Annotated in this window: 18 protein-coding genes and 1 other RNA gene; 15 read left to right on the forward strand and 4 right to left on the reverse strand. The window is 56.0% G+C overall.

All coding sequences use genetic code 11. The annotated features are described in order from the left end of the window. Positions 1-5: 5 nt before the first annotated feature. From NHM04_RS14300 to NHM04_RS14315, 4 genes are read right to left on the reverse strand one after another with little or no spacing between them, the layout of a single operon-like run. The gene (locus NHM04_RS14300; protein WP_254264441.1) at positions 6-584 is read right to left on the reverse strand and encodes a BON domain-containing protein; all 579 of its coding nucleotides are present in this window, start codon (positions 582-584) and stop codon (positions 6-8) included. Beyond that, entirely contained in the window at positions 584-1,171 is a 588-nt protein-coding gene (locus NHM04_RS14305) for an SIS domain-containing protein (protein WP_254264442.1), read from the reverse strand. The genes NHM04_RS14300 and NHM04_RS14305 overlap by 1 nt, the downstream gene beginning before the upstream one ends. A 13-nt stretch (positions 1,172-1,184) precedes the next feature. Next, complete coding sequence (locus NHM04_RS14310) at positions 1,185-1,568, reverse strand: YraN family protein (RefSeq protein WP_254264443.1); 384 nt, start codon at positions 1,566-1,568, stop codon at positions 1,185-1,187. A 3-nt stretch (positions 1,569-1,571) separates the two neighbouring features. Further along, a complete protein-coding gene (locus NHM04_RS14315; protein ID WP_254264444.1) occupies positions 1,572-3,518 on the reverse strand; it encodes a penicillin-binding protein activator in 1,947 nt (648 codons plus the stop codon). Positions 3,519-3,585: 67 nt separating this feature from the next. Between NHM04_RS14315 and rsmI the strand changes: the two genes are divergently transcribed. The 15 genes from rsmI (at position 3,586) to NHM04_RS14390 (ending at position 19,321) form a co-directional block, all read left to right on the forward strand. Continuing rightward, positions 3,586-4,437, forward strand: coding sequence for a 16S rRNA (cytidine(1402)-2'-O)-methyltransferase (gene rsmI, locus NHM04_RS14320; protein WP_254266642.1), 852 nt, complete (start codon positions 3,586-3,588; stop codon positions 4,435-4,437). 60 nt (positions 4,438-4,497) lie between these two features. Next, an RNA gene (gene rnpB, locus NHM04_RS14325) (RNase P RNA component class A) lies at positions 4,498-4,844 on the forward strand. Positions 4,845-5,158: 314 nt separating this feature from the next. Then, the gene (gene mraZ, locus NHM04_RS14330) at positions 5,159-5,599 is read left to right on the forward strand and encodes a division/cell wall cluster transcriptional repressor MraZ (protein WP_254264445.1); all 441 of its coding nucleotides are present in this window, start codon (positions 5,159-5,161) and stop codon (positions 5,597-5,599) included. Next, positions 5,599-6,537, forward strand: coding sequence for a 16S rRNA (cytosine(1402)-N(4))-methyltransferase RsmH (gene rsmH, locus NHM04_RS14335; protein ID WP_254266643.1), 939 nt, complete (start codon positions 5,599-5,601; stop codon positions 6,535-6,537). The genes mraZ and rsmH overlap by 1 nt, the downstream gene beginning before the upstream one ends. Positions 6,538-6,545: 8 nt before the next feature. Continuing rightward, a complete protein-coding gene (gene ftsL / locus NHM04_RS14340) occupies positions 6,546-6,833 on the forward strand; it encodes a cell division protein FtsL (protein ID WP_254264446.1) in 288 nt (95 codons plus the stop codon). 51 nt (positions 6,834-6,884) lie between these two features. After that, complete coding sequence (locus NHM04_RS14345; RefSeq protein WP_254266644.1) at positions 6,885-8,573, forward strand: penicillin-binding protein 2; 1,689 nt, start codon at positions 6,885-6,887, stop codon at positions 8,571-8,573. Then, positions 8,570-10,066 carry a UDP-N-acetylmuramoyl-L-alanyl-D-glutamate--2,6-diaminopimelate ligase gene (locus NHM04_RS14350; RefSeq protein ID WP_254264447.1) on the forward strand — a complete coding sequence of 499 codons (1,497 nt, stop codon included), beginning with the start codon at positions 8,570-8,572 and terminating at the stop codon, positions 10,064-10,066. The genes NHM04_RS14345 and NHM04_RS14350 overlap by 4 nt, the downstream gene beginning before the upstream one ends. Then, a complete protein-coding gene (gene murF, locus NHM04_RS14355; protein ID WP_254264448.1) occupies positions 10,063-11,439 on the forward strand; it encodes a UDP-N-acetylmuramoyl-tripeptide--D-alanyl-D-alanine ligase in 1,377 nt (458 codons plus the stop codon). Before NHM04_RS14350 ends, murF begins: the two co-directional genes overlap by 4 nt. After that, positions 11,440-12,522 (forward strand): phospho-N-acetylmuramoyl-pentapeptide-transferase, encoded by a 1,083-nt coding sequence (mraY, locus tag NHM04_RS14360; protein ID WP_254264449.1) that lies wholly within the window; start codon positions 11,440-11,442, stop codon positions 12,520-12,522. It abuts the gene before it with no gap. A gap of 7 nt (positions 12,523-12,529) precedes the next feature. Further along, positions 12,530-13,882 carry a UDP-N-acetylmuramoyl-L-alanine--D-glutamate ligase gene (gene murD / locus NHM04_RS14365; RefSeq protein WP_254264450.1) on the forward strand — a complete coding sequence of 451 codons (1,353 nt, stop codon included), beginning with the start codon at positions 12,530-12,532 and terminating at the stop codon, positions 13,880-13,882. After that, positions 13,875-15,077: a putative lipid II flippase FtsW gene (ftsW, locus tag NHM04_RS14370; protein WP_254264451.1), complete on the forward strand. Its 1,203-nt coding sequence runs from the start codon at positions 13,875-13,877 to the stop codon at positions 15,075-15,077. The genes murD and ftsW overlap by 8 nt, the downstream gene beginning before the upstream one ends. Before the next feature lie 5 nt (positions 15,078-15,082). Continuing rightward, a complete protein-coding gene (murG, locus tag NHM04_RS14375; RefSeq protein WP_254266645.1) occupies positions 15,083-16,144 on the forward strand; it encodes an undecaprenyldiphospho-muramoylpentapeptide beta-N-acetylglucosaminyltransferase in 1,062 nt (353 codons plus the stop codon). After that, a complete protein-coding gene (gene murC / locus NHM04_RS14380; protein ID WP_254264452.1) occupies positions 16,137-17,561 on the forward strand; it encodes a UDP-N-acetylmuramate--L-alanine ligase in 1,425 nt (474 codons plus the stop codon). The genes murG and murC overlap by 8 nt, the downstream gene beginning before the upstream one ends. A 3-nt stretch (positions 17,562-17,564) precedes the next feature. Then, complete coding sequence (locus NHM04_RS14385; RefSeq protein WP_254264453.1) at positions 17,565-18,500, forward strand: D-alanine--D-alanine ligase; 936 nt, start codon at positions 17,565-17,567, stop codon at positions 18,498-18,500. Beyond that, positions 18,497-19,321, forward strand: coding sequence for a cell division protein FtsQ/DivIB (locus NHM04_RS14390; protein WP_254264454.1), 825 nt, complete (start codon positions 18,497-18,499; stop codon positions 19,319-19,321). The genes NHM04_RS14385 and NHM04_RS14390 overlap by 4 nt, the downstream gene beginning before the upstream one ends. Positions 19,322-19,357 lie beyond the last annotated feature (36 nt).

The following is a 19,357-nucleotide window of genomic DNA, read 5'->3' on the forward strand; positions in this document are numbered from 1 at the left end:
AGGGGTTAATCGATATATTCAAACACTCTTACCACTTTCTGCACTCCACCTGTGTGACGCGCCACATCGGTGATGGCTTCGGCCTCGGCATGGGTGACCAGGCCCATTAAAAATACTGTGTTGTTTTCCGTCACTATCTGCAGACGGCCGCTGTCAATATCGCGGTTGGTCAGTAGTTTGGATTTGATTTTTGTCGACAGCCAGCTGTCGTTTGCCCCTGCCAGCAATGAGATAGGGGCCTGTACTTGAAGCTCGTTGTGTACCTGCCGCACATTGGGCAGTTTCCTTGCGGTATTACCGGCTAACTCGCGCAGCTCCTTGGTGGGTACCTGGCCTACCAGCAATACCACCGCGTTAAAGCTGTGCACACTGATGGGGGCGTCGTTCAACATTGGGTGAGCTTTGTTAATGTTGACGGCGGCGATGGTTTCAATTTGCTGATCGTCAATTTTGACGCCCAGCGAGCGCTTGCCCGGGTCTATTTGTATTGGCTCGTCGGTGGTGGCGCTGATAATACTGGTGCAGCCGTTGAGGGTTATGCCGAGCAACAAAATGGCGCACCAGGAAACCAACTTCTTGTGCATTATTCATGACTCCCGAACAGTTGTTGTTCAATTAAATCGCAAAGACAGAATAGCGTGAGCAAGTGCACTTCATGAATGCGCGCATAGGGGGCGTCGGGTGCGCGCAGTTCAATGTCGCGGTTATCCAGCAGTGAGACTATGTCATTGCTGTCGCGCCCGGTGAGTGCGATGACGGGGATGTCCCGGTCGTGGGCGGCGCTGATCGCTTGCAGCAAATTACCTGGACTGCCAGCTGCGTTTATCAGTACCAGAATATCGCCCGGGTTGCCCAGTGCGCGAATCTGCTTTGCGTAAATTTCGTTATAGGTGTGATCTTGGGCGATGGCCGATTGGGTGATGGCATCGGCGCCAATATTTAAGGCTGGCAGGCTGGGGCGCTCGTGCTCAAATCGGTTCAACAGGGCCGAGGTAAATGTTTGCGCTAAGGCGGCACTGGCGCCGTTGCCACAGGTGAGAATTTTGCCTTCATGTAGCAGGCTCTCGACCATAAGTTCGCTGCTGTGGGCAATCAACGGAGCCAGCTGTTCGCCGGCCTGCATTTTTGCTTCAATGCTTTCGTGAAATAGAGTGATGACCCGCTGTTCCATATATGCCCTGTGCTTACGCTGTGCCAAACGCGTCGGTAATCCACTGCGGTGGTTGCGACTCGTCAAGTGTGCTCAATGCTACCACATCAAAGCGACAGGGTATTTCATCCGTCAGCTTTTGCTGCTGCAGGTACCATGCCGCTGTGCGCAGCAGTTTATTCTGTTTGCTGGCGTTAACGCTTTCGGCTGCGCTGCTAAAGTGTTGGTTGCTGCGCAGCCGCACTTCGACAAAAACCAGTGTTTGCCGTTCACGCATAATTAAATCAATTTCGCCACCCGGGCCTTTGACGTTTGCGGCGATAAACACGAGCCCCTGCTGCTGTAAAAAAGCTCGTGCCTGTTGTTCTGCCTGGTCGCCGCGTTTTTCGCCGCGCGAGCGTTTGCCGAACAGTGCCATGGTTTATTCGTCGCGCTCCAGTGGGCGCGTGCTTAACGGTTTGGCGATGCCGTTATCAAACTCGGCCCAAATGGGCTCGCGGACAATCTTGCCGGACTTGTTAAGAGTGAGCGCGCCCGTTGCACCCAGTAAGCGAGTTTGTGGTAGTTGTTGTAGCTGCGGCAGCCTTGGGTATAAGTGGTAGGCATCGGCGCCCATGGCGTAGAGGCGCTGGTAGGCGGCCGGACCTTCGGCAAACTGTTGGATGGCTTTGGTCTCGGGGCTGGCCGAGAAAAACCACGGCAGAGTATTAAAGCGAATACCGTTCAGGTCGCGATCACCCTTTGCGTCTGTGCTGCCATCGTAAATTTGACTGGTGGCCAAGACGGGCAAATCTCCGGCGTAGTGGAAGGCCAGAGTGGGCTTTATTTGTCGCGCTTGGGTTGGGTTGGCGATCATAAAAATAACGTCCACATCCTTGCGTCGTCGCGGTTCGAACTCACTATTGGTGTAGATGATTTGTCGCAGTTGGCGATGGCGCTCTTCACTTTGACCGATTAGTAGCGAGCGCTTGATGACGTCGGAATAATCTCCTGCGCCTATGTAGCGAGTGTCGGTGACGATACTGCCGCCCAGTGCAATCCACTGCTCGGCGAAGGCATCGATGGAGCGGCTGGCCCAGTCGATATCTGGGGCTATGATCATGACGCGACGATAACCTTGCAGGTGAGCAAAGCGGGCAATGTCGCGGGCCTCGTCTTCCGGCGCCAAGCCAAACTGATACAGCTGCGGAGTAAAAAGAGAATTGCCCGGTGCAGCTGGCTCGATTGGGGGCAGGTTTATTGGCTTGCTGATCGGGGAGAGCATTGCCGGGTTTTGCTGTGTCGCGGGCGTTGGCTGGGCCGCTTCACCGTCACTGTAATTGAGCGCAAGGATCGGCACGGCAAGCTGCGCGCGGGTCGCCAGTATGTCTACGTTTTCTTTTGCCAGCGGGCCGATAATTATCTGCGCGCCATCGGCTACCGCCTGATCATAAAGTTGGTTGATGTCCGCACTACTGGTGTCGTACTGGAGGATTTCAGGGCGTTGACCGTTGGTTTCCTGGCTCAGGTAGGCCGCTAAAAATCCGTCGCGCACGGCGGTGGCGGCGCCGGCGAGGCGGCCGGTTTGCGGCAGTAGCATGGCAATTTTGCGCGGCTGCTGGGCAATCAGTTGATTGAGTAGTTGGAGGTCGCTGGGCAGCTCGAGGCTGGCCGGGTGGTAGGGCCAGCGCATTTGCCACAGTTCCACCCGCTCCAGCTGGCGATTGAGGTTGGCGGTGTTGTCGCGGCTAATTTGTGCCAGTTGTGCCCAGCCCTGTAGCTCGCGGTCATCGGTCTGGTTCGCCAGGCTCTGCAAGTCTTCACCGGTCAGGCTCATTAAATCCTGCCAAATGGCTTCATTATTCAGTTGCAGTTGGTCACGGCTGAGAAACTGCCCCAGCTGAATACGGGTGTTTAGGCTCTGTTGGTAATCGCCCAGCAGTGATTCGACTTGGGCGCGCCGCTCCAGAATCAGGCTTTGCTCGCCCGGTGGCAATTGTGGCCAAAGGGCGGCCAGACGCGAGGCAAACAGAATGTCGTGGGCGTCGAAGTATTCACCGGCAGCGAGAGCCGCTTCGCTGGCATCTTTGCTGTAGCGCATAAACACAGGGTCGCTGAGGCGCGCAGTGTCCAGGCTTTGCAGCAGGTTGAGCGCCCACTCAGGCTGATTTTCTTTTAGCAGCAGTTCGGCGGCTTGCAGTATATAGTCGGGCCGCTGACTGGCTGGTGCTTCGCGTGCGCTTTGTACCAGATCGCGCACCTGGCTTTCCAGTGCCGACTCGCTTAGGGGGCCGTCGCTTGGCTTTTGCGTTTGAGGTGCAGGGCCTGAACAGGCGACAAGCAGAGTCAGCAGGACGGTTGGAATCGCGCGGAAAAATCTAGTGCTCATGAGCCAGCTCGTGTCGGTGGGGGCGCTGGGTAGTGGTAAACTGCCTGCTTTTGCTGCGGAGTCGTACATGCAACATCAGCCGGGAATCCTCTACGTGGTCGCCACCCCAATTGGTAATTTGGCCGATATGGTACCGCGTGCCGTCACTGTGCTCCAGACGGTAAGTGTGATTGCCTGCGAAGATACCCGGCACAGCGCGCGTTTGCTACAACATTTCGCAATCGAAACCCCCTGTGTGGCCTACCACGATCACAGTGATGAAAAAAAAGTAGACGCATTGCTGGCTCGCCTACAAGCCGGCGAAGCGGTGGCGCTAATTTCTGACGCCGGGACGCCGCTGGTGTCGGACCCCGGGTTTCGGTTGGTGCGGCGCGCCCGCGAACAAGGGGTAAAAGTTGTCCCGGTGCCGGGAGCCTGCGCTTTTGTCGCGGCATTGAGTGCGGCTGGCTTGCCGTCTGATCGGTTTATTTTCGAGGGTTTTCTGCCCGCTAAGTCCGGTGCCCGGCTCAAGCAATTGCAGGCGCTTGCCGGGGAGAGTCGCACTCTTATTTTCTACGAGGCGCCGCATCGGGTGCTGGAGTGCCTGCAGGATATGATCACGGCTTTTGGGGCTGAGCGCGAAGTGGTGTTGGCGCGCGAGCTGAGTAAGGCTTTTGAAACCATTCACGGGGCGGCGGTCGGTGAGCTGGCGCACTGGGTGGCCAGTGACAGTAATCAACAGCGCGGTGAACTGGTGCTGTTGGTGCGCGGCGCACCGCCGCAGGCGGAAGGTTTGGATGACGACGCTGTGCGCACCATGGAAGTGCTGCTGGCCGAGCTGCCTTTGAAGCAGGCCGCTGCCCTCGGCGCCAAGCTGACTGGGTTGCGCAAGAATGAGCTCTACCAGTGGGCGCTGGCGCGTCAATCGGATGATGCCTAGGGGGCCTGTGCAACAGCTTTTTACTTGACTTTCGGTGTGGTCAGGTTATCTTTTGCGCTCGGAGTCGGCTCGGCAGTCGCTATCCCTTAGGGGGTGGAGGAAAGTCCGGGCTCCGCAGGGCAGAGCGCCAGGTAACGCCTGGGAAGTGTGAGCTTACGGAAAGTGCAGCAGAGAGTAGACCGCCTAAGCGCGCAAGCGCCGGTAAGGGTGAAAGGGTGCGGTAAGAGCGCACCGCGCGACTGGTAACAGCTCGCGGCATGGTAAACCCCGCTCGGAGCAAGACCAAATAGGAATCCATTGGTGTGGCCCGCACTGGATTCGGGTAGGTTGCTTGAGGTGCGCGGCGACGCGCATCCCAGATGAATGACTGTCCCAGACAGAACCCGGCTTACAGGCCGACTCCGATTTATTTCCCCATGATATGCCGCTAAGGTCTATCGCCCCGTCGTTATTAATCCCAAAAGATCCCACACTTAAAGTAATTTCTTAAGAGTTGCTTCTATCTCGCTGTAATTTATCGTTTTTGTTGTTGGCGGCTTGTGTTGTTTTCTGCTGCTTGTGCGCTATTTCTCAACCTTTAGCTACCTATTTGTGAATTTTACCGGCAATTTCGCGGCGGCTTGCTTGACTTTGGCCGTCTCCGATTTATAGTGTGCCAATGTGGTGAAAAGTGGATATAAGTGGTTTTTTGTGGAATAGCGGATCCTTCAAGTGGTGAATTGTGTTAACTGGTAACTATGCCATCAATATGGACGCCAAAGGGCGCATGGCGATACCGACTCGAGCAAGAGAAGAGTTGGTAGAGCTTTGTGGCGGCCGTTTGGTGGTTACCGCGCACACCCAGGACCCCTGCGTACTTATTTATCCCGAGCCCCGCTGGCAGGAAATACTGCCCGGCATTCAGGCTCTTCCCAGTATGAATAAAGCCGCGCGTCGCGTGCAGCGCTTGCTGATTGGTCACGCCTGTCCCATGGAAATGGATGGCAATGGTCGGATCTTGGTGCCGCCCACTCTGCGCTCGCGCGCCAATCTGGACAAAAAGCTCATGCTGACTGGCGTGGGTGACAAGCTGGAGCTCTGGGATGAAGACGCCTGGACGGCTCAGATGCAGGAGTCATCCGACGACGAAATACCTGAGCAGCTGGAAACACTGGACTTTTAATCACTATGGATGCTCAGCCACACATAACCGTACTCGAACAAGAGGCGGTGGACGCCCTAGTGGTGGACGCCGCCGGTTTTTATGTGGACGGCACTTTTGGGCGCGGCGGCCACAGTGCGCGGATTCTTGAGCGGCTGGCGCCGAATGGCAGGCTGCTGGCATTTGATAAAGACGTGGCAGCTATTGAGGTGGCCGCTGAACGTTTTGCGCAAGATTCCCGTTTTAGCATTGTCCATGACAGCTTCGCCACTCTGGCCGAGCAGGCCGGGCAATTGGGCATGGCAGGTCAGGTCAGTGGGGTGCTACTGGATTTAGGCGTGTCATCACCGCAGCTAGATGAAGCCGAGCGCGGCTTTAGCTTTTTGCACGACGGCCCTCTGGATATGCGCATGGATCAGACTCGCGGCATCAGTGCCGCCGAGTGGGTGAACACAGCCGCCGAGGCCGAACTGGCGCGGGTGATGAAAGAGTATGGCGAGGAGCGGTTTGCCAAGCGCATGGCGCGTGCACTGGTGGCTGAGCGCACTAAGGCGCCGATTGAGCGCACCGGCCGCCTGGCGCAAATCCTCAAAGATGCCAACCCGGCCTGGGAGAAAGGCAAGCATCCGGCGACGCGCGCTTTTCAGGGGATTCGCATCCACATTAATAATGAGTTGGGTGATCTGGAAGCGGTACTGCAGCAGGCGCTGGATGTATTGGCTGTGGGCGGGCGCCTGGTAGTCATTAGTTTTCACTCGCTGGAGGACCGGCTGGTGAAGCGTTTTATTCGCCGCCAGGAAAAAGGCGACCCCGTGCCCCGTGGCGTGCCGCTGATGGATAGCCAGCTCAATCGCCGGTTGAAGAGTCATTCTAAGGCCATTAAGGCCGGCTCGGAGGAGTTGGGTAACAACATACGCTCGCGCAGTGCCGTTATGCGCATTGCCGAGAAAATCGCCTGAGGCCTGTGATGAGCAGCGCTGGGCGGGGGCCGCTGGTGTTGGTGTTGGCCCTGTGGTGTGCCTGCGTAGTGTCGGCGCTGGCGGTAGTGAGTGTAACCCAGCAGGTGCGCCGCAATACCGATGAGCTTGAGTCCCTGCGCCGTGAGTCGGCCGAGCTGGAAGTGCAGTGGGGGCAGTATTTGTTGGAACAAAGCACCTGGGCGTCTTACTCCCGGGTGGAGAGCAAGGCGCGGCGCGAGCTGAATATGCACGTGCCGCATGCGGAACAAATAATTTTGATTGATAAGGAACCTTAGGTGCAGCATCTGACATTAAAGTCATGGCGGTTTTACAGCGTAGTCTTAGCTATGCTGGTGCTTGCCGCGCTGCTTATCTGGCGTATTGCGTCTTTGCAGGTGCTGCCCGATACCGCTCGGGGCTACCAGTTTCTGCAGGGCCAGGGCGACGCCCGCACCATTCGTACCGAGCCCATCAGTGCCTACCGCGGCGTTATCACCGATCGCAACGGCGAGCCGTTAGCGGTGAGCACGCCCGTGGAGTCCATATGGGCCAACCCACAAATTTTGCTGCAAAACCCTAAAGACTGGGGCCGACTGTCTCAGGCGCTGGGCTGGAACAAGGCCCAGCTGGAAAGCCGCCTGGCACGTTACTCGGGCAAAGAGTTTGTCTATTTGGAGCGTCACCTGCCGCCCCAAGAGGCCGCCGCCATTCTCGACTTGGGGGTTGATGGCGTTTACACCCAGCGTGAATACCGCCGCTATTACCCCGCCGGCGAAGTGGCAGCGCACATCGTCGGAATGACAGATATCGATGATCGCGGTCAGGAGGGCATGGAGCTAGCCTACGACGCCTGGCTTGCCGGTGAAAGTGGCGCCAAACAGGTCCTGAAGGATTTGCGAGGTCGCACCGTAAAAGAGCTGGGCCTGATTCAATCGGCTCGCAGCGGGCGCCCCTTGGCGCTCAGTATCGATTTACGTCTGCAGTATCTAGCGCATCGTGAATTGAAAGAAGCCGTGCAGGAGTTTGGCGCTAAGGCGGGCTCTGTGGTGGTGCTTAATGTGCGCACTGGCGAGGTCTTGGCAATGGTGAATCAGCCATCTTACAACCCCAATGATCGCGCCAATATTCATCCGGCCAGTCTGCGCAACCGCGCCCTTACCGATGTGTTTGAGCCCGGCTCCACCATGAAGCCCCTGGCTGTGTTGGCAGCCCTGGAAAGCGGTAAATTTCACCCTTACTCGGTCATTGATACCACTCCGGGTTATGTTCAGGTGGGGCGTAAAACCTTGCTCGACCCGGTCAATTATGGCGAGTTGGACCTAACCCGCATTATCGCTAAGTCAAGCCAGGTGGGCATGACCAAAATGGCATTGTCCATGGAGCCCAACCTGATTCGCGATATGTACTACCGTTTGGGGCTGGGGCAGGGCACGGGCACCGGCTTTCCCGGTGAGGCTGTCGGAGTACTGCCCTCTTACACTAAGTGGAAGCCCATTCAGCGTGCCACTTACGCGTTTGGTTATGGCTTGAATTTGACGGTCTTACAGTTGGCGCATGCCTATGCGGTGCTCGCCAGTGATGGTGAGCAGCGTCCAGTATCTTTGCTGCGCAGTGAAGACACGCCCGCGCCCGGGCAGAAAATTGTCGACAGCGAGCACACCCGCGCCGTTATGAAAATGCTGCGCAAAGTTGTCAGCATGCAGGGCACCGGCAGCCGCGCGAAAGTCGAAGCGTATCCGGTGGCAGGTAAAACAGGTACTGCACACAAGGCTGATGCCGGTGGCTATGCCGACAACCGTTACATAGGCTCGTTTGTGGGGGTTGCGCCGGCGGACAACCCAGAGATCGTTGTTGCGGTAATGATTGATGAGCCCAACGATTCGAAATATCACGGCGGCCAGGTAGCAGCCCCGGTTTTTTCCAGTGTTACCGAAGGGGCTTTGCGTTTACTGCAAGAGCCGCCGCGCTCGGCGCCCAATCGTTTGACGGTGAAAAAGCGCGAATCGAGTGATCAGGTGGCGGGGGTGACTCTATGAGCGCCGCCATAAACCTTGGGGAGCTGGTAAATCAAACGGACGCCGCCTGGGCGTCTGTGTGCGTTTCGGGCATGACCTCTGACAGTCGCCATGTGCGCAGCGGCGATGTGTTTGTCGCACTGCAGGGGGCTCGAGTTAACGGTGCTGAGTTTATCGATGATGCGGTCGAGGCAGGAGCTGTAGCTATTCTTAGCGATAGCGAGGCAAGCCTGAGTTACGCCGGTGAAACACCGGTGGTACGGGTAAAGTCGCTGCACAAAAATTTAAGTGAGATTGCCGGTCGTTTTTACTCAGACCCCAGCGCGGCGATGGATATTATTGGCATTACTGGCACCAATGGTAAAACCACCACCGCGCTCTTGGCGGCGCAGCTGTTGCAAAAGCTGGGGCGCAAAGCGGCGGTGATGGGCACTCTGGGGTTTGGTTTGTTGGAGCACGAGTTAACTGCTACAGGTTTTACCACGCCCGACGCCATTACCACTCAACGCGCTCTCGCGCTGTTGCGCGAGCAGGGCGCTGATACGTTAACAATGGAAGTGTCCTCTCACGCCCTGGCGCAACATCGGGCGCGCCATGTGGCCATGCGTACCGGCGTGTTTACCAATTTATCCCACGATCATCTGGACTTTCACGGCGATTTAAAAGCCTATGGCAAGGCCAAGGCACGCTTGTTAAAAGCGCGCGGCTTACAGCATGCGGTTATTAATCGCGATGACCCCTGGTGCAAGTCGCTGCTGAAAAAAGCGGGCGACTTGAGTCGAGTGCTCAGCTACTCGCTAACTTCCGCCAAAGCGGATGTGCGCTTTGAATCTATCGAGTATTTGGTCGATGGCATTCATGCCCGGGTCAATGTGCATGGCGAGCAGGCGCAAATCCGCTCGAAGCTAGTCGGTGACTTTAATGCCAGCAATCTTCTTGCGGTGATCGCCATTGCCTACTTACGCGGTTTCAGTCTTACGGATATCTGCGCGCAAATTGAGGTGTTGACTCCGGCCCCCGGACGAATGGAGCAAGTGCGCATTGCCCCCGAGCAGGACATTCAGGTGGTGGTGGATTACGCCCATACACCCGATGCACTGGTAAAAGCGCTGCGTGCGCTCAGAAGACACACCGAGGGCAGCATCTGGTGTGTGTTCGGTTGCGGCGGTGATCGCGACCCGGACAAACGTCCGGTAATGGGGCGGGTGGCAGAGAAGTCCGCCGATTATGTGCTGGTGACTAACGATAACCCCCGTAGTGAAGATCCGGCGGAAATCGCCAGTCAAATTGTGCGTGGCATGCACAACCCCGAGCGCTGTTTGATTATTCCCGAACGGGACAAAGCTATTGCCCTTGCCGTGCAGCAAGCGGCGGCCGGTGATGCTGTATTACTGGCGGGCAAAGGGCACGAACAGGTGCAATCCTTTGCTGAGCGTGACCTGCCTTTTAGCGATGTTGAGCAAGCGATCATGGCGCTGCAAATCCGCCAGCAAAAAAGCGGAGGTGGCGCATGATCGGCGAGATGTCACTACAGCAGCTGGTGCGTGAATTCTCCGCCGAGCTGACCGCGGTTAAAACGGCCGACTGCAAACCCTTTACCCGAGTCTGTACGGACTCCCGCCAGCTTGCAGCCGGTGACTTTTTTGTCGCCTTGCGCGGGCCTAATTTTGACGGCCATCAGTTTTTGCCGCAGGCAGAAAAAGCCGGCGCTGTGGCAGCCCTGGTCGATAGCCTGGTGACGGACTGCGCGCTACCGCAGCTGCAGGTTGACGATACGATTTTAGGTTTGGGCGAAATCGCGCGGATCAATCGCAGCCGATTTAACCGCCCGGTAATTGCGATTACCGGCTCCAGTGGCAAGACTTCGGTGCGCACTATGGTGGATGGCATTTTGCGCTGCGAGGGCGAGGTGTTAACCACTGCTGGCAATTTGAATAATCATATTGGCGTGCCGCTAACCCTGCTTAAGCTCAATGGCAGCGAGCGCTATGCGGTGATTGAAATGGGTGCCAGTGGTATAGGCGAGATTGCCTATTTGTGCAGCCTGGCAATACCCGATGTGGTCTTGGTTAATAACGTAATGGCTGCTCACCTTGAGGGCTTCGGCTCTTTGGAGGGGGTAGCAGAAGCCAAGGGTGAAATTTATCAGGGCGTAAAAGACAGTGGCTGTTGTGTGGTGAATCTGGATGATCAGTTTGCCGCGAAATGGTTGCGTGAGTTACACGATCGCAAGCGTTTGACCTTTGCGCTGCAAAACCAACAAGCCGATTGTTACGCCGAAAATATAATGATGCAAGGGCGTGGCCAGCACTTTGACTTAATGCTGGCCGGGCGGCGTTTACCAGTGCGGTTGCAGGTCTCCGGCACGCACAATGTGCGCAACGCCATGGCGGCGGCTTGCTGCGCCTATGCCGTGGGCGCCAGCGATGCGTCTATTGTCAGTGGTCTGGAAAGTTTTACTCCTGTTGCCGGGCGCATGAAGTATCTGCCGGGGCCGTGTGGCAGCACGATTATCGATGATGCCTACAACGCTAACCCGGGTTCGGTACGCGCTGCAATTGATGTTCTCGCCGCAACGCCGGGCGCCACTATTTTGGTGTTGGGAGATATGGGCGAACTGGGCGAAGAAGGCTACTTACTGCACGCGGAAATTGGCGTCTACGCATCGGATAAAAATATTCAGGCGGTTTTTACCCAGGGGCCATTAGCTCAGGCGGTTAGCGATAATTTCAGTGGTCCAGCTAAGCACTTTGACGATCAGCAGCAACTGATCGAACACTTATTGGCAGTTATTACGGAAAGCGACTGTACCGTTTTGATAAAAGGTTCACGCAGCGCCCGGATGGACCGTGTTGTCAGCGCCTTAACCTGCGAGGAGAAATCCTGAATGTTGCTCTGGCTGGCAGAACAATTACAAAGCTACCACAGCGGTTTCTTTGTCTTTCAGTACTTAACTCTGAGGGCCATTCTCAGCGTTATGACGGCTCTGGGGATTTCGCTGCTGCTCGGTCCCTGGATGATTCGCAAATTAAATCAATTACAAATTGGTCAGTCGGTACGCGACGACGGCCCGCAATCGCACTTGAGTAAATCGGGTACCCCAACCATGGGGGGCACCTTGATCTTGGCGGCGATTTTTATCAGCAGCTTGTTGTGGTCTGACTTAAGCAATCGTTACGTGTGGGTAGTGCTGGTGGTTACCGCTATTTTTGGCGCTGTCGGCTGGGTCGACGATTATCGCAAAGTGGTGCAGAAAAATTCTCGCGGTTTGCCCGCGCGTTGGAAGTATTTTTGGCAGTCGGTAGGTGGTGTTGGGGCCGCAATTTTTCTTTATGTGACGGCGACCCAGGCGGTGGAGACACAATTGTTTTTACCTTTTTTCAAGAATTTTGCGCTGGAGCTAGGGCTGTTTTACATCGTGCTTACCTACTTTGTGGTGGTGGGTTCGAGCAACGCGGTCAATCTTACCGACGGGCTCGACGGTTTGGCGATTATGCCGTCGGTCATGGTGGCAGGTGCGCTCGGGGTTATCGCCTATGTGGTGGGCCACTATGAGTTTGCGCAATATCTGCACATTGCTCATGTGCCGGGTAGTGGCGAGCTGGTGGTGTTTTGTGCTGCGTTGTGCGGTGCGGGGCTCGGCTTTTTGTGGTTCAACACTTATCCGGCGCAGGTTTTTATGGGCGATGTAGGCGCCCTGTCGCTCGGCGCGGCGCTGGGTATTATCGCTGTTATTGTGCGTCACGAAGTGGTGTTTTTTATTATGGGTGGGGTTTTCGTCATGGAAACTCTGTCGGTGATTTTGCAGGTAGGCTCATACAAGTTGACCGGCAAGCGAATCTTCCGCATGGCGCCGCTGCATCACCATTTTGAATTAAAAGGCTGGCCCGAACCCCGGGTCATTGTGCGTTTTTGGATTATTACGGTCATGCTGGTGTTGTTCGGCCTGGCCACGTTAAAACTGCGTTAGGTGTAATGTGACTGATTTGATTGCCACAAGCAAATTGATCGCCGTCGTGGGCACCGGAGTTTCCGGTTTGTCTGCTGCGCGCTTTTTGCAGCGCAATCATCAGCGCTTTGCGTTATTTGATACCCGCGCCGAGCCGCCTAACCGCCAGTTAATTGCCGAGCAGTTTGCCGATGTGCACTGCGAATTTGGCCATTGGGATGCCGAACTTCTGGCCAGCGCCGACGAGATTATCGTCAGCCCCGGCATTGCAACCACCATCGATGCCTTGGCTCCGGCCCGCGACGCTGGTGTGCCTATAGTGGGTGATATCGAAGTGTTTGTGCGTCATGCGCGCGCGCCCATCGTCGCCATCACTGGCTCCAACGGTAAAAGTACGGTAACCACCCTGGTGGGTGAGATGGCTAAGGCCGCCGGGCTTGAGGTGGCCGTGGGTGGCAACCTGGGTACGCCTGCGTTGGATTTACTGGATGATGCGGTTGAGCTTTATGTATTGGAGCTATCCAGTTTTCAGCTCGAGACCGTCAGTAAGTTGGGCGCGCAAGTGGCCTGTATTCTTAATATCAGCCCCGATCATATGGACCGCTATTCCGGCATGCCTGCCTATCACGCCGCCAAGCAGCGCGTGTATTTCGGTGCGCGCAATGTGGTGGTTAACCGACAAGATCCGCTTACCCGTCCACCGCTCGCCGATGATGTTGCGCTGAGTAGCTTTGGCGGCGCCGCTGACTTTAAAAATATCGGCACGATTGAGCAGCAAGGTGAACTTTATCTATCCGCCGATTTAAAACCGTTAATCCCGGTTAGCGAATTAAAGATTAAAGGCCAGCATAATATCGCCAATGCCCAAGCGGCACTGGCCATTGGCCGCGCCGCAGGTTTGCCGATGGCAGACATGTTGGCGGCGCTGCGCGAATTTACGGGTCTGGCTCATCGCTGTGAGTGGGTCGGCCAGGTGCAAGGCGTCGATTACATTAACGACTCCAAAGGCACCAACGTCGGCGCTACTTTGGCAGCCATTAATGGTATGGCGCCAGCTACAGGAAAGCTGGTGGTGTTGTTGGGTGGCGTGGCGAAAGACAGAGATTTTTCTTCGCTTATTCCCGCACTCAATGCCAACGCCAAAGCCGTGATTCTTTACGGTCAAGATGCCGATGTGATCGCGACCTCATTGGGCGATAAGGTCGACACCATTGTGCGCGCTCAGGGTTTGCAAGATGCCGTCGGCGCGGCAGCGCGTGTGGCGACAGCGGGCGATGCGGTGTTACTAAGTCCGGCCTGTGCAAGCTTTGACGAATTCAATAACTACAGCGAGCGCGGCGATGCGTTTCGCCGTTACGCGCAGGAGGCGGCCCATGCTTAAGCTGGATCAGCCTCTGTTACGCGGTGTTGAGCCGGACTGGACGCTGGTGTGTCTGTGGTTTGCGCTTATGTCCATTGGGGTGGTGATGGTGGCCTCGGCATCCGTGGCCTTTGCTGGCGCTACCTACGATAACAGTTGGTTCTTTTTACAGCGCCACATGCTGTTTATGTTGCTGAGCTTGGCGATTGCGACAGTCATTTTTCTTCTGCCTTCCGAATACTTACAGCGCTTTAACTTGCTGTTTATTATTGGTGCCGTCGCTTTACTGGTATTGGTGTTGGTGCCGGGGATTGGCAAGCGGGTGAATGGCGCGCAGCGCTGGATAGATTTGGGAGTGTTTACGCTGCAAATATCCGAAGTGGCTAAGTTTGCGGTTATTGTTTATTTCTCCAACTATTTTGCCAAGCGCCATCCCAATGCCGTTAGTAGCTGGAAAGAATTCGGCCGCTTGATTGGACTCTTGGGCATTATTCTTATGCTGCTGGTTCTGGAACCAGATTTTGGCGGTACCGTGGTGATTGGTGCTACCGCTATAGCCATAATGTTTATCGCCGGCCTTAAACTGCGTTACTTTGTGCCTTTGGCTTTGGGCGCGGTGGGCGTGTTGGCAACCCTGGCGGTGGTAAGCCCCTACCGCATGAAGCGTCTGGTCACCTTTATGGACCCCTGGGCAGATCAGTTTAACGCCGGCTATCAGCTAACTCAGTCCCTGATCGCGTTCGGGCGCGGGGAGTGGTTAGGCATGGGACTAGGGAACAGTGTGCAAAAACTATTTTATTTGCCCGAAGCCCACACTGATTTTATTTTTGCCATTCTCGCCGAAGAGCTTGGCCTGATCGGTTGCTTGTTGGTGCTGGGGCTGTTTGCTGCACTGATTATCAAGTTACTGGCAATCTCCAAGGCCTGTCGTCAGCACGGCAACTACTTTCTGTGTTACTTCGTATTCGCCACCGCAGTTCTTTTTACCTTGCAGGTATTTATCAATATTGGCGTGGCCAGCGGGTTGCTGCCAACCAAAGGCTTGACGCTGCCGTTTATCAGTTACGGCGGCAACAGCTTGTTGGTTAGCTGCGCCCTGATGGCCGCCGTTTTGCGCGCAGATATGGAAATTAGAACTATACCTAAAGCGCGCGTGCCTGTAACCAATCCTTCGCGTGTGCGTCAGGACAGCGCCGTGGCTGGAGGTGCAGCGTGAGCCGCATGTTGATTATGGCCGGTGGTACCGGCGGGCATGTGTTTCCGGCACTCGCTGTTGCGCGCGAGCTGCAGAGCCGCGGGCACACTGTTAGCTGGCTGGGTACCCAGCGCGGTATTGAAGCGCGCCTGGTACCAGAGGCGAGGATTGAGCTGAATTTTATTTCTGTTGAGGGTGTGCGCGGTAAAGGCGCGGCCGGTTTGCTTAAGGCACCTTTCTTAGTCAGTTATGCAGTCTTGCAGGCGCTTAAAATTTTGCGCCGGGTTAAACCGTCAGTGGTTATTGGCTTTGGTGGCTTTGCTTCGGGACCGGGGGCAGTGGCAGCAAAAATTCTGCGCCTGCCTTTGCTTATTCACGAACAAAATGCGGTGGCGGGTACCACTAATAAACTCTCAGCCAAGTTCGCCCAGCGAGTGCTCACTGGCTTTGATCAGGTGCTGCCGGGTGGCGAATGGGTGGGCAACCCGGTGCGCGACGAAATTCGCAATTTGCCTGCGCCCGCCGAGCGGTTTTCCGCCCGCGCGGATCAGCCGATTAACTTACTGGTGTTGGGCGGCAGCCTGGGCGCATTGGCGATTAACGAATTAGTTCCCCAGGCGTTGGCAATGCTGCCGCCCGAGCTGCGCCCACGGGTACAGCATCAATGCGGTGCCAGGCACGAAGAGGCTACCACCCAGGCCTATGTTCGCCACCAGGTGGAAGCATCGGTCAAACCATTTATTTCCGATATGGCCGAAGCCTATGCCTGGGCCGATTTCGTGATCTGTCGTGCCGGAGCACTGACTGTGGCTGAGCTGGCGGCAGCGGGAATTGGGGCGCTGTTGGTGCCTCTGCCTTCGGCCATCGACGATCACCAAACACATAACGCTGCGGTTCTCGCCGGTGCCAGTGCCGGTATCAGCGTACCGCAAAGAGATTTAACGCCAGAGAGTCTGGCTAAACTGCTGCAGGAAAGACTTTTGCACCGCGACACTTTATTACAGCTGGCCGAGCGCGCCCGCACTGTGCATAAAGGTGATGCCGCCGCAAAAGTCGCCGACGCCGCAGGGGAGTTGATGCATGGATAAAACCATACCCTATTACGAAGTGCCGGAGATGCGTCGCATTCGCCGCATTCATTTTATCGGTATCGGTGGCGCCGGTATGAGTGGTATTGCCGAGGTGTTGTTGAATCAGGGTTATTTAATTTCTGGCTCGGATTTAAAAGAATCCAGTGTGACCCAGCGTCTGAAAGAAAAAGGCGCCGAGGTTTTTATCGGCCACAGCGCGGAGAATATCAGCGGTGCTGATGTAGTGGTTAACTCCAGCGCCGTGGATGAGAACAACCCCGAAATGGTAGCCGCGCGCAGCAACCGGGTGCCGGTAGTGCGCCGCGCCGAAATGCTGGCCGAACTGATGCGTTATCGCCACGGTATTGCTGTCGCGGGCACCCACGGTAAAACCACCACCACCAGTTTAATGGCCTCGGTGTTAGCCGCTGCCGATCGCGATCCGACTTTTATTATTGGCGGTTTGGTTAACAGTGCTGGCAGTAACGCGCAGTTGGGACAGAGCCGCTACCTGGTGGCCGAAGCTGACGAGAGCGACGCGTCGTTTTTGCACCTGCAACCCATGGTGGCGATCGTGACCAACATTGACGCCGACCACATGGATACCTACGAGGGCGACTTCTCTCGTTTAAAGCAGACCTTTATCGAATTTTTGCACAACCTGCCTTTCTACGGCTTGGCGGTGGTCTGTGGTGATGACCCTATCGTGCAGGAAATTATGCCCGAAGTATCGCGTGCGATTACCACCTATGGTTTTTCTGAGCAGTGTGACTTGCGCGCGGTGAATATTGTGCAAGACAAAATGCATTCAGAGTTTGATGTGGTGCATGGCGATGCTGCGCCTTTGCATGTACGTCTGAACATTCCAGGGCAACACAATATTCTAAACGCGCTAGCGGTTATTGCGGTGGCGCGCGATGAGGGCATTGATGACAGCGCCATAGCCAAAGGGCTGGAAAACTTTGCCGGGGTCGGGCGCCGCTTTCAGGTATACGGCAACTATCCGGTGGGCGATGGCGAAGCCATGCTGGTGGATGACTACGGACATCACCCGCGCGAAGTGGCGGCCACCATTAAAGCCATTCGCGACGGTTGGCCAGAGCGCCGTTTGGTTATGGTCTACCAGCCTCATCGCTACACTCGCACCCGCGATTTATATGAAGACTTTGTCGAGGTGTTGTCGGCGGTGGACACATTAGTGTTGCTAGAGGTGTACAGCGCTGGAGAAGAACCTATTCCGGGAGCCGATGGTCGCCATCTGTGCCGCAGCATCCGTACTCGCGCTCAGGTGGACCCTATTTTCGTTGAAGGTATCGACGGCGTGCCGGGCGTGATGCGCGACATTGTACAGCCGGGCGATATTGTCATTACTCAGGGGGCTGGCAACGTCGGCGCCCTGGCCCAAGAGCTGGCCAAGCGTCAGTTGGTGGAGTAGATCGTGGCGACTATTGATAACAGTTTAATTGCGCAATTTGGTCGCGTCGGAGTCTTGTACGGCGGTCAGTCGGCGGAGCGTGAAATTTCCCTGAAAAGCGGCGCGGCAGTCATGGCTGCTTTGCAGCGCTTGGGGGTTAACACCGTGGACTTGGATATTGGCGCCGACGGGATAAACCAATTGCAGCAGGCGCAAATTGATCGCGCTTTTATTGCGCTGCACGGGCCGGGTGGTGAAGACGGTCGCATTCAGGCGGTACTGGAATACTTGGGTATTCCGTTTACCGGCTGCGATGTGCAGTCCTCGGCCATCGCCATGGACAAACTGCGCACCAAACAATTGTGGCGAGGTGTGGGCGTACAAACCCCGGACTTTGTTTTACTCAATGACAACAGCTCGTGGCAGTTGGTGATTGAGCAGCTTGGCGGCGAAGTGATGGTGAAGCCGGCGCACGAAGGCTCAAGCATTGGCATGGCGCGCGTCGATAACGCAGATGCTTTAGCCGCCGCTTATCGCAAAGCGGCTGAGTTTGATGCTGTGGTAATTGCCGAGCGGGTGATACGCGGGCCCGAGTACACCGTGGCCATTTTAGCCGGTGAAGCCCTCCCGCCCATTCGCCTGGAAACTCATCATCACTTTTACGACTTTGATGCCAAGTATCTGGCCAGTGACACCCGTTATATCTGCCCCTGCGGTTTAGACGAAGTGCGCGAGTCGGCCATTCGCGCTCAGGCACTGGAAGCTTTTACCGCTATTGGTTGTCGCGACTGGGGGCGGGTGGATGTTATGGCCGATGAAGAAGGCGAGTTTTACATGCTGGAAGTGAATACGGTTCCGGGAATGACTAACCACTCGCTGGTGCCCATGGCTGCTAAGGCTAAAGGTATGGACTTTGATGAGCTGGTATTAAAAGTACTGACGGAGAGTTTACAGCGATGAGCCAGCACGCCCGGCGCGCTAAAGGTTATCGGCAGGCCACTCCCAAGGGAGCGGTCAAACGCGGTGCCCCGCGTTTTGTCGGCCTGCGCCGAGCGTTTGCGCTACTGCAAAAAGCCAGTGTCGTGGCTTTAGTCGTAGCGCTGGGTGCAGGGCTTTATCATTTTGGCGGCCAGACGCTCGGCGCATTGTTACAGCACCCGGTGGATGAAGTTCGGGTTGAGGGGCAGTTTGCGCAAATCAGTCGTGAGCAGGCAACCAATCTGATTGGCAACGCCATTGATCGCGAGTACGTCGAGCTGGATTTAGCTCGGCTGAAAGAAAAACTCGAGGCTCACCCCTGGGTCGAGCGAGCGGTTATCAGCCGCGAGCTGCCCAGCGCACTGAGCGTTACTTTAATCGAGCAAGTACCTATTGCGCGCTGGGGAAAAAGCGGCTTTTTAAATCAGCGCGGTGAGGTGATTTACACCGAGCAAATTGACAGCTTGTCGCAGTTGCCCGAGTTATCCGGCCGCGATATTGAGTCGGCAAAAATTATGCGGCAGTACCAGGATTTTTCGCGTCTATTGCGCTCGCGCAACTTAGGTATTGCCCGGCTTTGGGTAGACGAGCTGGATACTTGGCGAATTCAGTTGGAAAGTCGTACCGAGCTGGTGCTGGGTAAAGACGAGCTGCCGGAAAAGCTACAGCGGTTTTTGCGCGTGTACGACGAACACTTAGTACAGAACTTTGATGCAGTAGAACGCATCGACTTGCGTTATGCCAATGGCCTTGCAGTGTCCTGGTCCGATGAGTATGACGTAACGATTGAGACAACGGGATAAACCACACAGTGAATCAATACAACACAGCAGTTTTGG

It is taken from the genome of Gilvimarinus sp. DA14 (genome assembly GCF_024204685.1).
Classification (GTDB): domain Bacteria; phylum Pseudomonadota; class Gammaproteobacteria; order Pseudomonadales; family Cellvibrionaceae; genus Gilvimarinus.

Coding starts and splice junctions, on each gene's coding strand:
- mraY (WP_254264449.1), top strand. CDS start 11,440: ATGTTGCTCTGGCTGGCAGAACAATTACAAAGCTACCACAGCGGTTTC.
- murC (WP_254264452.1), top strand. CDS start 16,137: ATGGATAAAACCATACCCTATTACGAAGTGCCGGAGATGCGTCGCATT.
- murF (WP_254264448.1), top strand. CDS start 10,063: ATGATCGGCGAGATGTCACTACAGCAGCTGGTGCGTGAATTCTCCGCC.
- NHM04_RS14390 (WP_254264454.1), top strand. CDS start 18,497: ATGAGCCAGCACGCCCGGCGCGCTAAAGGTTATCGGCAGGCCACTCCC.
- NHM04_RS14300 (WP_254264441.1), bottom strand. CDS start 584: ATGCACAAGAAGTTGGTTTCCTGGTGCGCCATTTTGTTGCTCGGCATA.
- ftsW (WP_254264451.1), top strand. CDS start 13,875: ATGCTTAAGCTGGATCAGCCTCTGTTACGCGGTGTTGAGCCGGACTGG.
- NHM04_RS14315 (WP_254264444.1), bottom strand. CDS start 3,518: ATGAGCACTAGATTTTTCCGCGCGATTCCAACCGTCCTGCTGACTCTG.
- ftsL (WP_254264446.1), top strand. CDS start 6,546: ATGAGCAGCGCTGGGCGGGGGCCGCTGGTGTTGGTGTTGGCCCTGTGG.
- rsmI (WP_254266642.1), top strand. CDS start 3,586: ATGCAACATCAGCCGGGAATCCTCTACGTGGTCGCCACCCCAATTGGT.
- murG (WP_254266645.1), top strand. CDS start 15,083: ATGTTGATTATGGCCGGTGGTACCGGCGGGCATGTGTTTCCGGCACTC.
- NHM04_RS14305 (WP_254264442.1), bottom strand. CDS start 1,171: ATGGAACAGCGGGTCATCACTCTATTTCACGAAAGCATTGAAGCAAAA.
- NHM04_RS14350 (WP_254264447.1), top strand. CDS start 8,570: ATGAGCGCCGCCATAAACCTTGGGGAGCTGGTAAATCAAACGGACGCC.
- NHM04_RS14310 (WP_254264443.1), bottom strand. CDS start 1,568: ATGGCACTGTTCGGCAAACGCTCGCGCGGCGAAAAACGCGGCGACCAG.
- NHM04_RS14345 (WP_254266644.1), top strand. CDS start 6,885: ATGCTGGTGCTTGCCGCGCTGCTTATCTGGCGTATTGCGTCTTTGCAG.